Genomic DNA, 19,019 nt, shown 5'->3' with positions numbered 1-19,019 from the left:
ATGACAAACGTTAAGCTTGAGTGGAAACGCGGTGACTGGGCGGCATATTTCGGGTTGATGACCAACAACCTGACTAACTTGCTGACCATGATGGGGTTACTCATTTTTGTGGTGGGTATTCCGACTGAGATTGTTTACGGGCGCATTGCGCCAGCCTTCGGGCTGGCGGTGCTGGTGGCGAGCATTTGCTACGCGTGGTTCGGCTTGCAACTGGCAAAAGAGACAGGGCGCAAAGATGTGACCGCGCTGCCTTCCGGGCCAAGTGCGCCGTCCATCTTTACCGTGACGTTTTTGGTATTGATGCCGGTCTACCAGCAAACCGGCGACGCAGAGTTTGCGATTCAGATTGGCCTGGTGTGGTGTTTTGTTGAAGCGATGATTCTGGTGGGCGGTTCGTTCCTCGGCGAAACCATTCGCAAGATGATCCCGCGTACCGTGCTGCTGTCGTGTTTGTCGGGCTTAGGTTTGTTGCTGTTGGCGATGAACCCGATGCTTCAGGCATTTGAAGCGCCGACGGTTTCCTTCATCGTTCTGCTGCTGATTTTCATTAACTGGTTTGGTAAAAAACCGATGTTTGCGCGCATTCCAACCGGCTTATTGCTGCTGGTTGCGGGTACGGCGCTGGCGTGGATTTCTGGCCTGCAAAGCCCGGAAGCCATCAAAGCATCGATGTCCTCGTTCGGTTTTAACCCGCCATCGATTCATGTCGATAGCTTCCTGCAAGGCTTGCCGCACGCGCTGCCGTACCTGGCATCGGCGGTTCCGTTGGGGTTGGCGAACTACATTTTTGACCTGGAAAACATCGAAAGCGCCCACGCAGCGGGTGATGAATACAACACGCGTAAAGTGATGCTGACCAACGGGCTGGCCTCCACGCTCGGTTGCCTGATGGGGAACCCGTTCCCGGTCACGGTGTACGTCGGTCATGCGGGTTGGAAGGCGATGGGCGCGAGTATCGGTTACACGCTGGCGTCTGGCGTCACCATGTTTATCGTGCCGTTGTTTGGCCTTGGGGCGTTCATGCTCGCCATTATTCCGATGACCGCGATTGTGCCGATTCTGGTGTTTATCGGCGTGGTGACGGCAAACCAGGTGGTGCGCGAAACGCCGAAAATAGAGGTGCCGGTAATCTTCATCTGCCTGTTCCCGTGGATAGCCAACTGGGCGCTGACCATGGTGAACAGCGTGATGGCCGCAGCGGGCACAACGGCGGCGAAAATCGGTCCGGAAGCGCTGGCGCATAAAGGCGTGTTTTATCAGGGCCTGGTGCATCTGGGGAACGGCGCACCGCTCGCCAGTATGTTGTGGGGTTGCGTGGCTATTTTCGCGATTATCAACAAGCCGTTACGCGGCGCGGTGGCGGCGGTGGTCGGTGCATTGCTGGCGCTGTTTGGCGTGATTCACGCGCCGATGGTCGGCTTTGCGCAGGGCAGTTCGCTGATGTTTGTCACCGCTTATTTGATGATGGGCGCGATGTTTGTGGTGAAGCATGTGCTCGACCGTCGTGAAGCGGCATCAGAGGTTGTGACTTCGGTATAAAAAATGGCGGATGACGCGTACTTATCCGCCCTACGGTTTTGTAGGGTGGATAAGTACGCGTCATCCACCGGCCCTTGCCCTACAAGGATAAAAACAATGAAACAGCTCGTGGTTGTGGCGATTGGCGGCAACAGCATCATCAAAGATAACGCCAGCCAGTCAGTTGAACATCAGCAAATCGCGGTAAAAGAAGTCGCCGAAACGGTGCTGGAAATGCTCTCGTCGGACTACGACATCGTGCTGACTCACGGTAACGGCCCGCAGGTCGGCCTTGATTTACGCCGGGCGGAAATCGCCCATGAGAAAGAGGGCCTGCCGCTCACGCCGCTGGCAAATTGCGTGGCAGATACCCAGGGCGGCATCGGCTATCTGATTCAGCAGGCGCTCAATAACCGCCTCGGAAAATGCGGCGATAAAAAAGCCGTGACCGTAATTACTCAGGTGGAAGTGGGTAAAAACGATCCTAACTTTACCCATCCGACCAAACCGATTGGCGCGTTCTTTAGCACGCAGCAGTGCGAAGCGCTGAAACTCGCCCATCCGGACTGGCGATTTGTTGAAGATTCCGGGCGTGGATACCGTCGGGTTGTGGCCTCGCCAGAACCGAAACGTATTGTCGAAGCGGACGCCATCAGCGCGCTAATCAAACAAGGTTTTGTGGTGATTGGCGCGGGCGGCGGCGGGATTCCGGTAGTTCGCAGCGAGCAGGGCGACTACCAAAGTGTCGATGCGGTTATCGACAAAGATCTTTCCACCGCGCTGCTGGCTCGCGAAGTGAATGCTGACATTCTGGTGATTAGCACTGGTGTGGAGAAAGTGTGTATTCACTTTGGCAAGCCTGAGCAACGTGCGCTCGATGAAGTCACCGTCGAACAAATGGCGCGTTTTAGCGAAGAAGGGCATTTCCCGCCGGGAAGCATGCTGCCGAAAATCACCGCCAGCCTGGCGTTCCTGCGCAACGGCGGCAAACGCGTGATTATCACCACCCCTGAAAAATTACCTGCCGCACTGCGCGGCGAAACTGGCACGCATATTGTGAATGATTAAGAGTGGGAGAACTCGATGAATAATGCAGAAAAAAGCCGCCGTGAATTTCTGAGCGGCGGTGGCAAAGTGGCGGCGGCTTGTGCGCTCTTTGGCGCGACCGGTTCGATGGCGTATGCTGCTAAACCAGCTTCCATCGCCTGTGAAACGGACAATCGTATGAGCGCCATCAAAGAATCCCATTACTATCTCGACAACGTGTTGCTAGAAGCCGGTTTTGCACGCGACGGGCAGACGATTGTCGGTACGCAAACCGAGCTGAAAACGCTGGAAATTAAAGACGGCAAAATTGCGGCATTGCTCGCAAATAAACAACACCCGGACGCCACGCTCGCCCATTACGATGCGTCAGGAAAACTGTTGCTGCCAGCGATGCGCGATATGCACATTCACCTCGATAAAACCTTCTACGGCGGCCCATGGCGCGTACACAACCGCCCGGCGGGAACCACCATTCTGGATATGATTGCCCTGGAGCAAAAACTGCTGCCTGAGCTGCAACCGGTCACGCAGGAACGTGCCGAAAAGCTGATTGATTTGATTCAATCGAAAGGCTCGACCATCGCCCGCAGCCATTGCAACGTGGAGCCGGTTTCCGGCCTGAAAAACCTCGAGAATCTGCAAGCAGTTCTGGAACGCCGTAAGTCTGGTTTTAGCTGTGAAATCGTTGCGTTTCCGCAGCACGGTTTGCTGCACTCGAACTCCGTTGCGTTGATGCGCGATGCGATGCAAGCGGGCGCTCACTACGTCGGCGGGCTTGACCCGACGAACGTCGATGGCGCGATGGAAAAATCCTTAGATACCATGTTCCAGATAGCCATCGACTACAAAAAAGGCGTTGATATTCATCTGCATGAAACCAGCCCAGCCGGGATCGCGGCGGTGAACTACATGGTAGAAACGGTGGAGAAAACCCCGGAACTGAAAGGCAAAGTCACCATCAGCCACGCGTTTGCGCTGGCGATGATGAACGAACAAGAAGTGGATGCCATCGCTACGCGCATGGCGGCACAGCAAATCACCATCGCCTCCACGGTGCCGATTGGCACCCTGCATATGCCGCTCAAGCAGTTACAAGACAAGGGTGTGTTTGTGATGACCGGTACCGACAGCGTGATCGACCACTGGTCGCCATATGGCCTGGGCGACATGCTGGAAAAAGCTAACTTGTATGCGCAACTTTATATGCGGGTGAGCGAGCTGAATCTTTCACGATCCCTTGCGATTGCCACCGGCAACGTGCTGCCGCTGAACGACAAAGGCGAGCGCGTATGGCCAAAAGCGCAGGATGACGCGAGCTTTGTGCTGGTGGATGCGTCATGTTCTGCCGAAGCGGTGGCGCGTATTTCGCCTCGTACCGCCACGTTCCATAAAGGCAATTTGGTGTGGGGTGCGCTTAGCGTGTAGTGACGGTTTGCGGGCAAGGATGCTCCGCTAACGCAACAAGCTGATTAAGCAAGGGTTCATTTAACGGCAGACAGCGGCAATCTTCTGCCATTTCAATCTCAGATTGTGGAATATTCAGGCTGCTTAAATAGCGTTTGCGGAATTCGGTTGGCGTCATAGAACAGTATTTGTTAAAGGCGAAAATCAGATGTTTATGTTCACGAAAACCGCATATCTGGCTGATTTCAGTAATCGGAATTTGGGTGTCTTTTAATAACTGCCGCGCTTTGTTGGTTCTGATTAACGTCAAATACTCTTTGAAGTTGTGATTGCTGACTTTCTTGAAGGTTCGGGAGAAATGGTGATAACTGACTCCGGCCTGTTCAGCAATCTGCCCCAACGTTAAATCCTCGTCAAAATGCTGATTAATAAACTCAATGCTCTCCTTGATAAGCACAATATCGCGGGCGTGTATCTGGCTTTTCAGGGCCGGTGAAGCGCCTTTTTCCAGCGCATCCAGCAGCAGATAAACGGCGGCGATGCGGCTAAAGGCACTCGCCTGACGGATTAAGTTTTCAATCAGTGATGCCAGTGCACGGTAAATTCGGCGGTCGCTTTCGCTTAACGTTTCATGCGTTGTGCGAAATTCCAGCCGTGGCGTGCGGTGCGTTTTATCAAAAAGATGCGGCGAAAATTGTACGGTCAGCAGGCTGCTCGCCGGTTCGCGAGCTTCGAGCGAATGGACTTCTTCGGCGTTGATATACAACATTTCACCCGCCGCAAGCGGGTGGGTTTCTTCGCTTACCGCCATCGAAAATGAACCCGATAACACCAGAATCAACTCGGGAGCCGGGTGCCAGTGCGGTTCACAATAACGGACTTCGGCGGAGAAAACGTTTAGCTGTTCTGCATCGAACGCAATCAGTTCGCAGCCCGATTGCCCGGAGGCCGGCGGCTGCGGGGAGGAGACCAGTTTGCGTGTGACTGAGAAGGGAAACATACGTTTTGCTCCAGATTTATTTGGGCTTTGCTCCGAGCTAAAATGGCAAAGCCCATTCCATGGGCAAATTGAGAATATCAGATTTCGGACAATGCCGCGTCCAGCTCCTGGCGGCTGATATCCAGCCCCAAAAAGTCTGTCAGTGTGACGAACAGGCCGAAGATAAAATCGGGTGCCATAACAGTCAGTTTTTCCTGCACCGCTTCTGGAGTTTGCCCATTTTTGCTGGCAATCAATTTTGCGACGCGGGCGAAAGCAGGCGGGTTCTGGATAAGTAACAGCACCGAGTTGTCGCTGCGAATCGGTAAGTAAACCGGCTCGCTGGTGACGTTAATTTCCATTTCCAGCGCGATATCCCGCGATGATTTCCCCACTTTAATTTGATATAGCCCGCTATCAATCACCCAGCGGTTAATCGCCGGATTGTAGTAAGCCAAATCCTCGCGGTTTAATGGCAGCGTGACGGTTCGCGTTTCTCCCGCTTCCAGTGCCACTTTGGCGAAGGTTTTAAGCGCCTGGGTTTCACGTTGCAGTTCGCCCTGTGGCGCACTCAGATACAGCTGCACAATCTCTTTGCCCGCCCGTTTGCCGCTGTTAGTGATATCGACGTTAATTTGAAGCGGGTTTTCTGACTGCCAGTCTGGCTCGGAAATTTGCAGGTTGGTGTAATCAAAACGGGTGTAGCTCAAACCAAACCCGAACGGGAAGAGTGGCGTGATGCGGCGCTTATCGTAATAACGGTAGCCGACAAATAACCCTTCGCTGTAATGGTGACGCAGGTTTTCACCCGGATAACTCAGCCAGGCGGGGGTTTCCTCCAGCGAGTTTGGCAGCGTGGTGGTGAGTTTGCCGCAAGGGTTTGTGTTGCCAAACAGAATATCGGCCACGGCGCGACCCATGCCTTGCCCGGCGAAAAAGGTTTCCAGCAGGGCGCTACAGCTTGAAAGCCAGGGCATGACGACCGCATCGCTATTGGCTAAAACCACGACGACATTGGGCTGCACTTGCGCAACGGCAAGAATTAACGCCTCGTGAGAAGGCAAAATATTCAGATCCTGGCGATCGCCGTTTTCGCCGTCTTCACCAATTGCGGTGCTGACGAAGATGATCGCGACATCGGCGGTACGCGCGGTTTCTACGGCGTTTTCCATGGCTTGCTGATCGAGGGTGTTATCGTCCGGCGTGCCAACGGAGTAACGGATATTAAAATTATCCCCGGCGACTTCAAAGATTTCATCGAGCGGTCTGTCGAGCAACCAGGGAACGGTGGTCGCGCAGCCTGAACCCTGAATCACTGGCTCTTGCGCAGGTTTACCCAGAATGGCGATATTGCGCATCGACCCAGGCGTCAAAGGCAGCAAATCGTGTTCGTTTTTCAGCAATACGATGGACTCCGCCGCCAGTTTTTGGGCAAGACGGTGGTGCTGGTTAAAGTCGGCGCGATAACCCGGACGGCGGTTGCGCTGCACTTTATCGAGCAGCTCAAGCATACGCAGACAAGCGCGGTCGAGGATTTCAGCGGGAATTTCATCGCGCTCAATGGCTGCCAGCAATTCCTGTTTGTCGCGCGGAGTTTCTGGCATGGCCAGATCGTTGCCTGCCAGTAAAGACGCGGGGCGGTCTTTAATCCCGTACCAGTCGGACATCACCAGCCCGTTGTATTGCCATTCGTCGCGCAAAACCTGGCTTAACAAGAATGAGTCTTGCGAGGTCTGCACGCCGTTCAAACGGTTGTAGGAGGACATGACCGTCCACGGCTGGGATTTATCAATCGCCCGTTTGAAGCCTGCGAGGTAGATTTCGCGCAGCGCCCGTTCGTCTACTATCGAGTCCATTTCGGTGCGGCGGAACTCGGAGTTATTGCAGGCGAAGTGTTTCAGGCTTGCGCCGACGCCTTCATCCTGCAAGCCGTTAATCAGCGCGGCGGCGATATCGCCGCTGACAACCGGGTCCTCGGAATAGTATTCATAACTGCGCCCGGCAAGGGGCGTGCGGCGGATATTAATGCCCGGCCCGAGCAAAATCCCGACGCCCATTTCCTGGCATTCGCGCCCCAGGGCCTGACCCATCTGGTAAATAAGATCGGTGTCCCAGCTACAGGCGAGTGTCGAACCATTCGGGAAGCAGGTGGCGGGTTTGGACTGGCTGAACAACGATTCGCTGCCGCCGCGCGGTTGGTTTTCGTTATTGGATGCATCACCCGCGCTTTGGGAAATCACGGAGATAAAGTCATCCATGCTCCATTTTTCGCCCTGTTCTATCTGGCTGGTGCTGTAACGCACGCCGTATGTGCCGTCGGTCATGACGATATCTTCAATGCCGTGTTGCGGCAAAGATGCTGTGCGCCATAATCCTTTTCCGGTCAGGAGAGCCACTTTTTCTTCAGCGGTCATGGCAGCAATAAGGGCATTAAATTGAGTGGTCATTTTCGTCATCCTCGGCATTAAACGGCGTGCTGTTTGCGCTGCGAAATTTTAATAATGATGTCGCGATAGGTTTTTTCATCCAGAGAATAGAAAACCATAAACACGGCGGCGATGGCGAACATGGCTCCGGGGAATAACGTCATCATAATGTTGATTCCTTTAAGCGCACTTGGGCTAATACTGGCGGCGTTGTAATCGAAATAATCGAGCACCCACCCCGCGCAACCTCCGCCAATGGCCATGGCTATTTTGGTGATGAAATTGAAGAAGCCATAAATAGCCCCTTCGGTGCGCACACCGTGTTTCCATTCGGCATATTCCACGGTGTCGGCAATCATTGACCACATGGTGACAAAGCCCATACCCAACGTGATGCTATACAGGCTAACGCCGCCCATAATGAGCCAGATATTGTCTCCCGCGACAAAGTATTGCAGCAGCAACCCGACAATTCCCACCATCATCGCCAGCATGGTGGTGCTCTTTTTGCCCATCCAGGCGATAAGTTTTTCGGTGACGATGGTGCCCGCAATATAAGCGGCAGACTGAATAGCAAAGAACTGCGCGGTAAAGTTTTCGTCATGAATAATGTATTTAATGAAATAAATCGCAATCGCCATCCACACGGTGTAGGCGATATAAACAAATACGGTATACGCCGATAAATTAATTAACGGGGTGTTGCTGGCAACCGCCGATAACATTTCTTTCAGCGTGGGTGCGGCTTGATCATCGTCGTCTGTTACGCGCTCTTTGGTGGTGGCAAAACAGGCCAAAAAGAAGAAAGTCGCCAACAGCGCAAAGCACGACACCACAAAGACATATCCCATATGGTTATCGGTAAAGCGTGAAATCAAACTATCGGCGGTGGTCGAAACCAGAAGATAACCAAAAATCGCCAGCACGAAGCGATAAACCGACAGCGACGCGCGCGAGCCTTCGTGTTGGGTCAGGCGATTGGTGAGCGCGGAGTAAGGCGTGTTGACGGCGGTGTAGGCCAGGCAATAAAGCGTATAAGAGAGCAGGGCGTACAAGAATTTAAAATCGCCTTCGACGGTCAGGAAACACAATACCGTCAGCAGGCCCAGCGGAATGGAACCGTATAATAAATAAGGTCTGAGTTTCCCGTAACGGCTGCGAGTTTTATCCACCGCATAGCCGATGAAAATATTAAAAATAGCATCGGTGACGCGTGCAATAACAAAAATCAAACTGGCTTGTGCGGCGGAAATACCATAGATGTTGGTATAAAAATAGAGTAAGAAAAGCGAGACAAATCCAAAGGATAAGTTAGAGGCGAAGTCGCCAAAGCCATAACATATCTTTTCTTTAGCGCCTATTTTTACGTAACTGTCCGAAAGCGGTGTAGGTACAGTTGTCATTATTATTACCATCTTGATTGACTAATGTCAGTCCAGTATACGTTGGCCGTTTTTTTATCACTTTCCGTTATTTGTCTGGTGAATTGCTGTTTTTTGTTGTTTTCGGAGTTTGAGGAGGAAGTGTGAGGTGAGTCACGGGAGAGCAGTTATACCCTCATGAGGGGTTGTGGAAAACCACAAACCCTCACAGGCGCCGCCCCTTAACTCCTCCAGAACGTCCTCGAGAATAAAATCAGCACCGGATATATCTCAAGTCGCCCCAATAACATCGCGGCGCACATCAAATATTTAGCGCTATCATTTAACGTGCCAAAACCTGCCGCAGTCTCGCCAAAACCTAATCCCATATTGTTAATACAGGCTGCAACGGTGGCGAAAGAGGTTAATAAGTCATAACCCTGCAAGTTGAGCATCCAGATAAAGAAGCAGGTGCACACCACGTAGAGAAAGAAGAAACTCCACACCGAGCGCAGCACTCTGTCGTTTATCGGCGAGTTTCCGACGCGAATACTCATCACCGCGCGGGGGTGGGCGAGCTGGTGTACTTCATGACGCGTCTGCTTAAATAACACCAGGAAACGCAGCGCTTTGATCCCACCACAGGTTGAACCTACGCAGCCGCCAAAGAAGCTGGCTGAAAGCAGCAGTACGATGGTGTGAACCGGCCAGGAGGCGTAATCGCCGGGAGAAAGCCCGTTGTCGGTAATCATTGAGCTGGTCAGGAAAAAGGCATGCACGAACGAGGCCGGAAGGGCGTACATTCCGGCTCGCCAGACTTCGAGAGTGATGATTAAAATCACTACACTTGCGACCAGCAGGAAGAATCGCAGCTCGGCACTTTTGAGGAAAGGTTTAAGGCTGCGGCGTGCGAGGGCGACAAAATAGAGCGTGAAGTTAATGGCTGAGAGCAAGGAGAATGCCCCCGCAACCAGCTCTATCGCGTAGCTATCATAAAAGCCGATGCTTTCTGTGCGCGTCGAAAATCCACCCAATGACACGGTAGAAAGGCCGTGGCACAGCGCGTCGAAAAATGGCATTCCTGCGAGCTTGTACGCAAGAGTACATGCGCCGCCCAGCAGTAAATAAGTTAACCACAGGCTTTTGGCGGTATCCGCAAGGCGCGGGGTGAGCCTCTCTTCTTTAAAAGGCCCAGGCATTTCGGACTGATAAAGTTTCATCCCCCCAATACCGAGCAGTGGGAGCACGGCAACCGCGAGCACGATGACACCGAGACCGCCGACGAAATTTAGCTGCGCCCGGTAATAAAGTATCGACTTGGGGAGAAGGGAAACATCATTGAAAACGGTCGCTCCAGTGGTGGTAATCCCTGAAACGCCTTCAAATATCGCATCAGCTAAAGAGACGTTGTAGCTGTCATCAAGCCACAGCGGCATGGCGCTGATCACTGAAAAAAGCAACCAAAACAATACGATGATGATAAAACCATCGCGCGTTTCGAGCTGAATATTCGACCGCCCGGTTAAAACCCAGCACAGGCTTCCGAGAGTAAAAGTGATGATAAAGGTATAAAGAAATCCAAACAGGCTGCGTTCTTTTTCGACTAAAGCCAACAACATTGGCGGGATCATGGTCAAACTGTACAGAACGACCAGAAACGAACAAAGGTGAAGAACAATTCGGAATCGTGTTGATATATACATCAGAGGTACCCAGATACCTGCGTTATTCAGGGTTATCAATCACCCAGGACGACAAAGTATAGGGTATTTATGCCTATCAGAACATGGGAAGGGTGGGAAGAGGGCAGAATGGGCAACGCACAGGTTGCCCATTTTTGATTAACTGATGTGCCGCTTATTTCTTGTTGTAGACATCTGCGGTGCCGTGAATTTTATTCTCGGTATCAGCAGAGGTGACAACGTAAAACTTGCCGCCAAGCTCATCGGCTTTCTTAGAGAGTTCTTCTTTGGCATCACTCGGTGACGTTTCGCCACTGGTGGTGATAGTGCCGACTTTCACATATTCATCTTTGTGGTCGTTGTAAGCTTCCTTCGTCAACAGCTCAGCAGAGAACGCACCAAACGATACTGCACCCAACGTTAATGCTACCAACATGCCCTTAACTATCTTCATGACGAACCTCATCTTTGATTATGGAAGATAAATGTTTTCCTTACCCATAGACTATGGTTCAAAGAACTGTTTCTTGCCACTTTAGGGAAGGGACCATTTGTGCTTTTTTTTGTCATTAATCAGTCACAAACAACGAAGCGGCGTGGGTATATAAAATTTATGTTTTTTAATAAATAAAAAATAAATTGCGTTGATATAGGCTACGCATGGAATATGCGCTGCGATTTCTGCTGGAATCCTTTTATTGGATCGGTTTTTTAGCTTTATGGTGAATATTTAACTGTTGATCGTTGTTGCCGTAAGTCGCGTGTATTGCAATAACTCTTGTTTATTCTATCCTCAAATAACGGATGGCATTCAATAAACATCTCATGCTTTTATATTACTGAAGTTGTTGAAACTTATTCTAATGGAGTACGAGTTAATTCGCGGGCTTAGTATTTATGCTGCCCACGAATACTTGCGATTGTCACCATCACCTGGAATAACGTCATCATGGAAATTAATGATACCTCGAATGCCGAGAAAAGGTTGGTTGCCCGATTTCTCGACATGTTCATCAAGTTTGGATTAATCCTCGCCCTGGGATCTTTCTGTTTTACCGTCATCTCACCTTTTATGAATATGCTGTTGTGGGCGCTTATTCTGGCGGTAACGTTATATCCATTGCATCAACGTTTTGCTTCCCGCATGGGGAATAAACAAGGCTGGGCGGCTACCGTGCTGGTTCTGCTGGGCGTGCTTCTTATCGTAGTCCCGACCATCGCTATGATCACCTCGCTGGGAGATAGCGTGAGCGCGCTGATTACCCGGGTGAGCAGCGATAGTCTGGTGATTCCACCGCCTTCAAATCGCGTGATGGTTATTCCCGTTGTCGGTGAAAAAATATACGTCGTGTGGATGAAAGCCTCGACGGATTTGCCGGGCCTGGTGAAAAGCTACGGCCCGCAATTAGGGGAAATCACTCGCCACGTGCTGACCATTCTCGCCAGTATGAGCGGCGGCCTGATTGGCTTTGTGTTCTCGTTCATTGTGGCGGGAATCATGATGGCCTGGGGCGCTGCCGGTGCGGTGAGTGCTACCAATATCGCCACGCGTATTACCGATGAAAGAAAAGGCCCGGCGTTAACTCGCCTGTGCACCAATACGATTCGGGCGGTGGCGATGGGCGTAATCGGTGTTGCGTTCATTCAGGCATTGTTAGCGGGTATCGTGATGGCGATTGCCGGCATTCCTGCGGTGGGGATTTTCTTCGTCCTCGCGCTGATTCTGGGGATTGCCCAGGTGCCGGTCATTCTGGTGACGGGGCCAGCTATCGTTATTATGTGGATGACGGGCGACCACGGAACGGCGATGAACATCGTCTTCACCATTTTGCTGGTTATCGCGGGTATGGCGGACAACGTGCTCAAGCCGCTGCTGCTCGGACGCGGCGTGGATGTGCCCATGCCTGTGGTGCTGCTGGGTGCGCTGGGCGGTATGGCGACCAACGGCATTCTCGGTATGTTTATCGGTGCGACGCTGCTTTCGATCGGTTATCGAATCTTCATGGCCTGGGTCAATCAGGGTCCATCCGGCCCAACGTTGAGCGGACAAGATGCTCTGTGAGGAGAGAATCAGGCGTCTTCTGTTAACAGGAGGCGCCAGTCTGGTTTTAACCGCTTGTACTACTCTGGGGCCAGACTATAAAACACCGCAAGTTCCTGAAATCACTCAATGGCAGCCGACGACGAAAACCATGTCTGCCCAGGTTTCTGCGCAAAATTATGACCAGTGGTGGAGGCAACTTAACGATCCGACATTAACGATGCTGATCAATGAAGCCTTGCGCAAAAATCCCGACGTCAAAATTGCCGGATTGCGCCTGCTGGAGTCACGGGCGCAATTAGGCATTGCCGAGAGTTTACGCAGCCCGCAGGCCACCATCGGGGACGGCGAAGTGCTCACCGGCGGGCAGCAGCGCAACGGCAAATATATCGCCAGCACCACTTATGGCGCGGGTTTCAATCTGGGCTGGGAAATCGATTTCTGGGGTAAATTCGAGCGCGGCGTGGAGTCGGCAGATGCGAGCTATTTCGCAACGCTTGCCCAGTACGACGATATCCAGGTGTTGATGGCGGCACAGGTCGCGCAAATTTATATGAACATCCGCACCCTGGAAGCCCGGCTGGCGATCACCGACAGCAACGCCAAAATCCAGCGCCGGAGCCTGCAAATCACGGAACGCCTGTTCCTGAGTGGCAACAGCGCGGAGCTGGATGTGCAGCAGGCGAAAACACAATATCTTTCAACCCTTTCCAGTATTCCACAGCTCGAAACCACGCTGCGGCAAAACCAAAACGCACTTAGCGTGATTCTGGCGCGAAAGCCAGGCCCATTGCCAGAAATGGCAGGCAATACCGGCGTGTTGCCGAAAGCGAATCTCGCCCTGGTGTCTGAATTGCCCGCGGATTTGCTACGCCGTCGACCTGATGTGCGGGTCGCCGAGCGGCAACTGGCGGCTCAGTCAGCGCTGATCGGCGTGGCGGAAAGTGAGCTTTATCCTTCGATCTCACTTATTGGCAGCGTTGGTATCAGCGGGCGCAACGGTGACAGCAGCACGTTGTCCTGGGTTGCAGGGCCAACGTTTAGCTGGAATTTGCTCGACCAGGGGCGTCTTGGGAACCAGGTGTTAGTGCAGGATGCGCGTTTCCTGCAACTGCATGAACGCTATCGGGATACGGTGTTTCAGGCCGCTCGCGATGTTGATGACGCCGCCGTCGCTTATGCCAATGATAAACAGGAAATCGAACTGCTGACGCAAACCGGCGAGGCCGCGAGCCGCTCACTTGAGATTGCCAACACGCAATATCGCGAAGGTATGGCCGATTTCCAGCGCGTGCTGGACTCACAAAGGGCTTTGTTTAACCAACAGGAAAGGCTGGTTAACAGTCAGGGCGCGTTGATGCGCGATTTGATCACTCTCTACAAAGCCCTCGGCGGCGGCTGGGAGAAAGGGCGCGAGCGCCCGCTGGTTGATCCGCAAACCGAGGCTCATTTACGCCAGCGAGACGACTGGGTGCCTTTGCTGGACGAACCTTTGCCGCCCGCACCGCGTCCACCAGAAACGTATCCCCCAAAAACCATGCCTACAGAAGGTAAACAGCAATGACCGAATCCTCATCCCCGGCAGGGCAAGCGAGCCGTCGTGGCGTGATCACTCTGCTGGTGGCGATTGTGGTGTTGTTCTGCTGGTATTTAGCGGCGGACCGGCTCACGCCCTACACTTCGCAGGCCAGAGTCCAGGCGTTTGTCATCCCGATTTCTGCTGAAGTGGCGGGGCAAATTCAGAAGGTTTATGTGGTTGATAATCAGGAAGTCGCCCCGGGCGACCCGCTGTTTGAACTCGACCCGGAGCCGTACGACATCGCGCTGGCAAAAGCGCGGTCGGATTATGAAACGGTGCTCAGTTCCGTCAACGCGAATAAAGAAACCATTACTGCGTCTAAAGCCGGGTTACAGGCCGCCACTGCCGCCTACCAAAACGCCGCGAAAGATGCTGAACGCCAGGAGCGTTTGTATCGTGAAGATCCCGGCACCATTTCCGTTCGTCGCCTCGAGGTGGCGCAAGCGACACGCGAAACCGCACGCAGCCAAATGGCGGCGGCAGCGGCCGATGTGCGTCGGGCGACCGAAGCGGCGGGCGTTGCCGGGGACAATAACTCGCAGTTGCTGAGTGCGCGTTCTGCGGTACATAAAGCGGAACTCGACCGCAAAAATACCCTCGTGGTGGCGACCAACCGCGGCCTGGTCACGGATTTAAACACCGATATCGGCCAGTTCCTCGGGGCGGGAGCGCCAGTGATGACGCTGGTTGCGATGAGCGATGTCTGGATTAGCGCGGATATGACGGAGAATAACATCGGCAATATTAATGCCGGTGATGAAGTGGCGATTTTGCTCGACAGCCTGCCTGGTCACATTTTCAAAGGGCAGGTGCGCAGTATCGGCTATGGCGTGAGTACGGCTCCCGGCCAGCCCGCAGGCGTTTTGCCGACGGTGGATAATAACCGCGACTGGCTGCGTCAGGCCCAGCGTTTCCCGGTCAAGATTGCCTTTGTGAAAGACGATTTCCCTCCGGTCAAAAATCTACGCGTCGGCGGACAGGCTGATGTGCTGGTTTACGCCAACGGCGGCGGTTTGATGAGCTTCTTCGGTAGCATTTACATACGGTTAATGAGCTGGTTCTCGTATATCTACTGAGGTGAGCCATGCATAACGCAGACCGTGCGGTACTGAGAATTGGGTTTGGCATCGGCGTCACCACGTTTGCGTGTTACGGCCTCGCTCTGCCCATGCCTCATCTGGGCTGCATCATGGCGTGGATTGTGCTTTGCCAGGGCAAACCGTTACCCATTAAAAAAGGGGTGGTCGTCGGCTTAATGCTGATGGCGACCATGATTGGCGGGGTATTGATGGTGCCGCTGCTGACTCATTACCCGTTACCCGCAATGTTGTTTACGGCGCTGCTGCTCTATTGGCTGATGCTGATGGGGCTGCGTGGGAAGTCCACTCAGGCCATGCTTTTGATTGTCGCCGTGACCATTATTCCGATTGCCGGGCTTATCGAGCAGTCGCTGGCGATAGGCATCGCCCAAATGATGGGGCTGGGAATTATTATCGGCTCCGTCGTTAATCGCCTGGCACTGGTGTTATTCCCGCCGCAAGCCACGCCTGCCGGGGGCGCGAAAGTGGCTCTTGCGCCTGAGTCGCCGCACAGGTTAGCCCTGCGCGCGGTGGTTATTGTGCTGCCGGTGTGGCTGCTGGCACTCAGTAACCCGGCGTTTTATATCCCGGCGGTGATGAAAACCGTGATGCTGGCTCAACAGGCCAACACGCTGGTGGCAAAACAAGTCGGGCGAGAATTAGTATTTTCGACGGTGATGGGCGCGTTACTCGCGGCGGTGCTCTGGCTGGCGCTGAGTATCTGGCCTTCGCTATTAATGCTGGTATTACTGACGGCGCTGATGACTCTGTGGGTGGCGCGGCGCCTGGTGCGACTGGTTATCAGTCGATTTACACCTTCTTTCTGGAGTAACGCCTGGATTACCTGCCTGATTCTGTTTGGCCCCGCCATTCAGGATAGCGCTTCGGGCAAGGATGTCTGGCTGGCGTCGGCGATGCGTTGCTCTTTATACATTGCGGTTGCCCTCTACGGTTGGGCGTGTGTGGTGGTTCTTGAACGCTGGCACCGGAGTGGTCGTCCAGCCGTCGAAACCTGGTCTGGAGAATAAAATGTTACTGGTTTTGCTCACGGGAATGCCGGTCATTCTGTGCAATATGCTGCTGCAATCGTTGGTGTCAGTTTGGTGTATTCGTTTTTATATCAAACACTTTCACCAGCGCGAAGGCATGCTGGTGGGGGTATTGGCGCTCTTCGGAATTATCATTATCGTGTTGATGGGCAATCTGCTGCAAATCATGCTCTGGGGAATATTGTTCCTGTGGCTGGGTGAATTTTCTAATCTGCAAGAGGCGGTTTATCACTCGGGCGTTAACTTTGCCACGCTGGGTTACGGCGATATCGTGATGAGCGCGAAATGGAAACTGCTTGGCCCGCTCGAAGCCGTAAACGGTGCGCTGATGATTGGTTTATCCGGGGCGAGTATGCTGGCGGTGTTACAGCACCATATTCGTAAACAGGTTGGCAAAATAAATTAATATTTTCCCGGTGCGAACCAACTGAATATATTGACGTTTGTGCTGACAACGTCATTTATCGGGCGCGGTAATTTCATTATTTCTCTAAATGTGATTTAACAACCTCACTAACCTGTGAGGAATTTTTGATGCGCGCATTTAACAACATGGTCAGCGGTGAAAGCTATAACATTAATGACCCGGAATTAATTGAAATTCGCCACCGCACCCGCGATAACGTGGATGAATTCAATGCATTGAGCGCTCGCGACGTAACGGAAAAAGATCGCCTGGTACGCACGATATTTGGCCGTGTCGGCGAAAACGTGCATTTCGAAAAAGGGATGCGCATTGATTACGGATGCAACACGCATATCGGCAATAACGTGTTTATCAATTTCAATTTTGTCTTACTCGACTGCGCGCGCGTCAGCATTGGTAATAACGTCTTTATTGGCCCGGATGTTCAGGTTTATACCGCGCAGCATCCACTTGACCCTGAAACCCGCAATCGACATATCGGCAGCGCCCGACCGGTCACGATTGGGAATGATGTCTGGATTGGCGGGGGCTGCATTATTTTGCCCGGCGTGACCATTGGCGATGGCTCAACGATTGGTGCGGGCAGCGTGGTGAAGCATGATGTTCCCGCGGGCGTCATCGCGGCAGGGAATCCATGCCAGGTAAAACGACTTTGTGTCGCCGATAAGTTGCCAGAAATCATCGAGTCAACCTAATCTCAAAGTAGGAATTTGTGGGATAAAAGGGTGAGGCTTGATGAGAAAGGTTGCCATTATCGGTGCAGGGCCAACGGGGATTTATACCTTTTACTCCCTTCTTAAACATAACGAACCGCTGTCTATTGCTGTCTACGAACAGGCCCGCGAAGCAGGTGTGGGCATGCCTTACAGCGACGAAGAGAACTCGCGAATGATGCTGGCTAATATCGCCAGTATCGAAATCCCGCCCATTTTTTCGACCTACATTGACTGGCTCAGAAGCCGAAGTGAAAGCTATCTGGCTCGATATGGCGTGGAGCATTCCTCCCTGCATATCCGGCAATTTCTGCCGCGTATTTTGCTGGGGGAATATTTCCGCGACCAGTTTTTGCAGTTGGTCGAGCAAGCCAGAAAGCAGGGTTTTGATATCCAGGTGCATGAGTCTTGCCAGGTCACAGATCTGAAAGTGATGGCAGATGGCGTCAGAATTTGGGCGCAAAACAGCCCCGAATCAGCACTCTTTGAACATGCCGTGATTGCCACTGGCCACGTCTGGCCTGAAGAAGACCCGACGGTGCGTACTTTCTTCCCCAGTCCGTGGTCCGGGCTGATGGAAGCCAAAATCCCGGCGTGCAAAGTGGGCATTATGGGTACCTCCCTTAGCGGCATTGATGCGGCAATGGCGGTGGTGATTCAGCATGGTGATTTCATCGAAACCGACGGCGAACAGATTGAATTCAGGCCAGACCAGGGATGCGAGGGGCTTAAGATTGTATTGATGTCGCGCTCGGGCATTCTGCCGGAGGCTGATTTCTACTGCCCGATTCCTTATGAACCGCTGACTATTGTGACTGAACAGGCGATTAAACAAGAGATTGCCAACGGCGAAAATGGCCTGCTCGACCGGGTTTTTGAGTTGGTGAAGAAGGAAATTGAACACGCCGACCCGGCCTGGAGTGCGCATATTTCGCTGGAAACGCTCGATGCGGATAGTTTTACCGAGGCCTGGTTTGCCGATCGCCATGAGAACGGCCCGTTTCGCTGGGCGGAGTCCAACCTGCAAGAAGTTGAACGCAACAAACGCGACCGCAAGACCGTGCCCTGGCGGTACGCCATCCTGCGTTTGCACGAAGCCGTTCAGGAAATTGTGCCGCATCTTACTGAGCAGGACAGCGAAAGGTTTAATGCCGGGCTGGCGCGCGTGTTTATCGATAATTATGCGGCGATCCCCTCGCAATCTATTCGCCGATTACTGGCATTGCGCGAAGCCGGGATTATCAGCATTCTCGCCCTCGGGCAGGATTATAAGCTGGACATTCAAGAGCGCCAGACGGTGATTTCGACCGATGAAAATGTGTATGAGTTTGACGTTTTTATCGACGCGCGCGGGCAGAAAGCATTAAAAACCAAAGACCTGGCGTTTCCCTCGCTGCGTAAGCAACTCGAAACCACTGGCGATGATATTCCTGAGGTCGGGGATGACTACACGTTACTGGAACCTGCCAGTGTGCGGGGGCGCATAGCGTTTGGCGCGTTGCCTTATCTAATGCACGACAAGCCTTTCGTTCAGGGGCTGACGGTATCCGCAGAAATGGGGGAGGCGATGGCGATGGCAATATTAAGCAAAAATCAGGAACCCTCCTCGCATTAGTGCTACAGCAGCGTCGTACAAAATAAATCCTGCCCTATGATGTAATCCTTTTCATCACTCAAAGATTGATGTTATGGTTTACATCGCTAAGGACAGAAG

The 19,019-nt window shown here is 52.8% G+C and carries 15 protein-coding genes; 10 read left to right on the top strand and 5 right to left on the bottom strand.

Features of this window, described 5'->3' with window-relative positions:
• The 3 genes from DY231_RS17310 to DY231_RS17300 all read left to right on the top strand — a co-directional run bounded on the left by DY231_RS17310 (position 1) and on the right by DY231_RS17300 (position 3,990).
• A complete protein-coding gene (locus tag DY231_RS17310; protein WP_115630287.1) occupies positions 1 to 1,539 on the top strand; it encodes a xanthine permease in 1,539 nt (512 codons plus the stop codon).
• Between the two features lie 96 nt (positions 1,540 to 1,635).
• Positions 1,636 to 2,586, top strand: coding sequence for a carbamate kinase family protein (locus DY231_RS17305; RefSeq protein WP_115630285.1), 951 nt, complete (start codon positions 1,636 to 1,638; stop codon positions 2,584 to 2,586).
• A gap of 15 nt (positions 2,587 to 2,601) precedes the next feature.
• Entirely contained in the window at positions 2,602 to 3,990 is a 1,389-nt protein-coding gene (locus tag DY231_RS17300) for an amidohydrolase family protein (RefSeq protein WP_115630283.1), read from the top strand.
• Here DY231_RS17300 and DY231_RS17295 read toward each other — a convergent pair.
• The 5 genes from DY231_RS17295 to yahO form a co-directional block, all read right to left on the bottom strand.
• Positions 3,980 to 4,969 (bottom strand): helix-turn-helix transcriptional regulator, encoded by a 990-nt coding sequence (locus tag DY231_RS17295; RefSeq protein ID WP_115630281.1) that lies wholly within the window; start codon positions 4,967 to 4,969, stop codon positions 3,980 to 3,982. The two genes, DY231_RS17300 and DY231_RS17295, sit on opposite strands and share 11 nt — an antisense overlap.
• 77 nt (positions 4,970 to 5,046) lie before the next feature.
• Positions 5,047 to 7,395, bottom strand: coding sequence for a beta-glucosidase family protein (locus DY231_RS17290; RefSeq protein WP_115630279.1), 2,349 nt, complete (start codon positions 7,393 to 7,395; stop codon positions 5,047 to 5,049).
• Positions 7,396 to 7,412: 17 nt separating this feature from the next.
• Positions 7,413 to 8,777 (bottom strand): MFS transporter, encoded by a 1,365-nt coding sequence (locus tag DY231_RS17285; RefSeq protein ID WP_115630277.1) that lies wholly within the window; start codon positions 8,775 to 8,777, stop codon positions 7,413 to 7,415.
• A gap of 200 nt (positions 8,778 to 8,977) precedes the next feature.
• Positions 8,978 to 10,438, bottom strand: coding sequence for a TrkH family potassium uptake protein (locus tag DY231_RS17280; RefSeq protein ID WP_115630275.1), 1,461 nt, complete (start codon positions 10,436 to 10,438; stop codon positions 8,978 to 8,980).
• Between the two features lie 154 nt (positions 10,439 to 10,592).
• Positions 10,593 to 10,871, bottom strand: coding sequence for a DUF1471 family periplasmic protein YahO (gene yahO, locus DY231_RS17275; RefSeq protein WP_034494561.1), 279 nt, complete (start codon positions 10,869 to 10,871; stop codon positions 10,593 to 10,595).
• Positions 10,872 to 11,366: 495 nt separating this feature from the next.
• Here yahO and DY231_RS17270 point away from each other — a divergent pair, with 495 nt between their 5' ends.
• The 7 genes from DY231_RS17270 to DY231_RS17240 all read left to right on the top strand — a co-directional run bounded on the left by DY231_RS17270 (position 11,367) and on the right by DY231_RS17240 (position 18,920).
• A complete protein-coding gene (locus DY231_RS17270; protein WP_115630273.1) occupies positions 11,367 to 12,479 on the top strand; it encodes an AI-2E family transporter in 1,113 nt (370 codons plus the stop codon).
• Positions 12,469 to 14,022: an efflux transporter outer membrane subunit gene (locus DY231_RS17265; protein ID WP_115630271.1), complete on the top strand. Its 1,554-nt coding sequence runs from the start codon at positions 12,469 to 12,471 to the stop codon at positions 14,020 to 14,022. Before DY231_RS17270 ends, DY231_RS17265 begins: the two co-directional genes overlap by 11 nt.
• Positions 14,019 to 15,113 carry an HlyD family secretion protein gene (locus DY231_RS17260; RefSeq protein WP_115630269.1) on the top strand — a complete coding sequence of 365 codons (1,095 nt, stop codon included), beginning with the start codon at positions 14,019 to 14,021 and terminating at the stop codon, positions 15,111 to 15,113. Before DY231_RS17265 ends, DY231_RS17260 begins: the two co-directional genes overlap by 4 nt.
• Before the next feature lie 8 nt (positions 15,114 to 15,121).
• A complete protein-coding gene (locus DY231_RS17255; protein WP_115630267.1) occupies positions 15,122 to 16,144 on the top strand; it encodes a DUF2955 domain-containing protein in 1,023 nt (340 codons plus the stop codon).
• 1 nt (position 16,145) lies between these two features.
• Positions 16,146 to 16,571, top strand: a complete 426-nt coding sequence (locus DY231_RS17250) for an ion channel (protein WP_034493902.1) — start codon at positions 16,146 to 16,148, stop codon at positions 16,569 to 16,571.
• A gap of 128 nt (positions 16,572 to 16,699) precedes the next feature.
• A complete protein-coding gene (locus DY231_RS17245) occupies positions 16,700 to 17,287 on the top strand; it encodes a sugar O-acetyltransferase (protein ID WP_115630265.1) in 588 nt (195 codons plus the stop codon).
• A 40-nt stretch (positions 17,288 to 17,327) separates the two neighbouring features.
• Positions 17,328 to 18,920, top strand: coding sequence for an FAD-NAD(P)-binding protein (locus DY231_RS17240; protein ID WP_115630263.1), 1,593 nt, complete (start codon positions 17,328 to 17,330; stop codon positions 18,918 to 18,920).
• Positions 18,921 to 19,019: the final 99 nt, after the last annotated feature.

It is taken from the genome of Buttiauxella agrestis, from assembly GCF_900446255.1.
Lineage (GTDB): Bacteria > Pseudomonadota > Gammaproteobacteria > Enterobacterales > Enterobacteriaceae > Buttiauxella > Buttiauxella agrestis.
This window is presented reverse-complemented; position numbering and strand designations above follow the sequence as displayed.

Bases quoted from the DNA above. Each gene is read 5' to 3' on its own strand.
- DY231_RS17310 (WP_115630287.1), top strand. From the start codon at position 1: ATGACAAACGTTAAGCTTGAGTGGAAACGCGGTGACTGGGCGGCATAT.
- DY231_RS17305 (WP_115630285.1), top strand. From the start codon at position 1,636: ATGAAACAGCTCGTGGTTGTGGCGATTGGCGGCAACAGCATCATCAAA.
- DY231_RS17300 (WP_115630283.1), top strand. From the start codon at position 2,602: ATGAATAATGCAGAAAAAAGCCGCCGTGAATTTCTGAGCGGCGGTGGC.
- DY231_RS17295 (WP_115630281.1), bottom strand. From the start codon at position 4,969: ATGTTTCCCTTCTCAGTCACACGCAAACTGGTCTCCTCCCCGCAGCCG.
- DY231_RS17290 (WP_115630279.1), bottom strand. From the start codon at position 7,395: ATGACCACTCAATTTAATGCCCTTATTGCTGCCATGACCGCTGAAGAA.
- DY231_RS17285 (WP_115630277.1), bottom strand. From the start codon at position 8,777: ATGACAACTGTACCTACACCGCTTTCGGACAGTTACGTAAAAATAGGC.
- DY231_RS17280 (WP_115630275.1), bottom strand. From the start codon at position 10,438: ATGTATATATCAACACGATTCCGAATTGTTCTTCACCTTTGTTCGTTT.
- yahO (WP_034494561.1), bottom strand. From the start codon at position 10,871: ATGAAGATAGTTAAGGGCATGTTGGTAGCATTAACGTTGGGTGCAGTA.
- DY231_RS17270 (WP_115630273.1), top strand. From the start codon at position 11,367: ATGGAAATTAATGATACCTCGAATGCCGAGAAAAGGTTGGTTGCCCGA.
- DY231_RS17265 (WP_115630271.1), top strand. From the start codon at position 12,469: ATGCTCTGTGAGGAGAGAATCAGGCGTCTTCTGTTAACAGGAGGCGCC.
- DY231_RS17260 (WP_115630269.1), top strand. From the start codon at position 14,019: ATGACCGAATCCTCATCCCCGGCAGGGCAAGCGAGCCGTCGTGGCGTG.
- DY231_RS17255 (WP_115630267.1), top strand. From the start codon at position 15,122: ATGCATAACGCAGACCGTGCGGTACTGAGAATTGGGTTTGGCATCGGC.
- DY231_RS17250 (WP_034493902.1), top strand. From the start codon at position 16,146: ATGTTACTGGTTTTGCTCACGGGAATGCCGGTCATTCTGTGCAATATG.
- DY231_RS17245 (WP_115630265.1), top strand. From the start codon at position 16,700: ATGCGCGCATTTAACAACATGGTCAGCGGTGAAAGCTATAACATTAAT.
- DY231_RS17240 (WP_115630263.1), top strand. From the start codon at position 17,328: ATGAGAAAGGTTGCCATTATCGGTGCAGGGCCAACGGGGATTTATACC.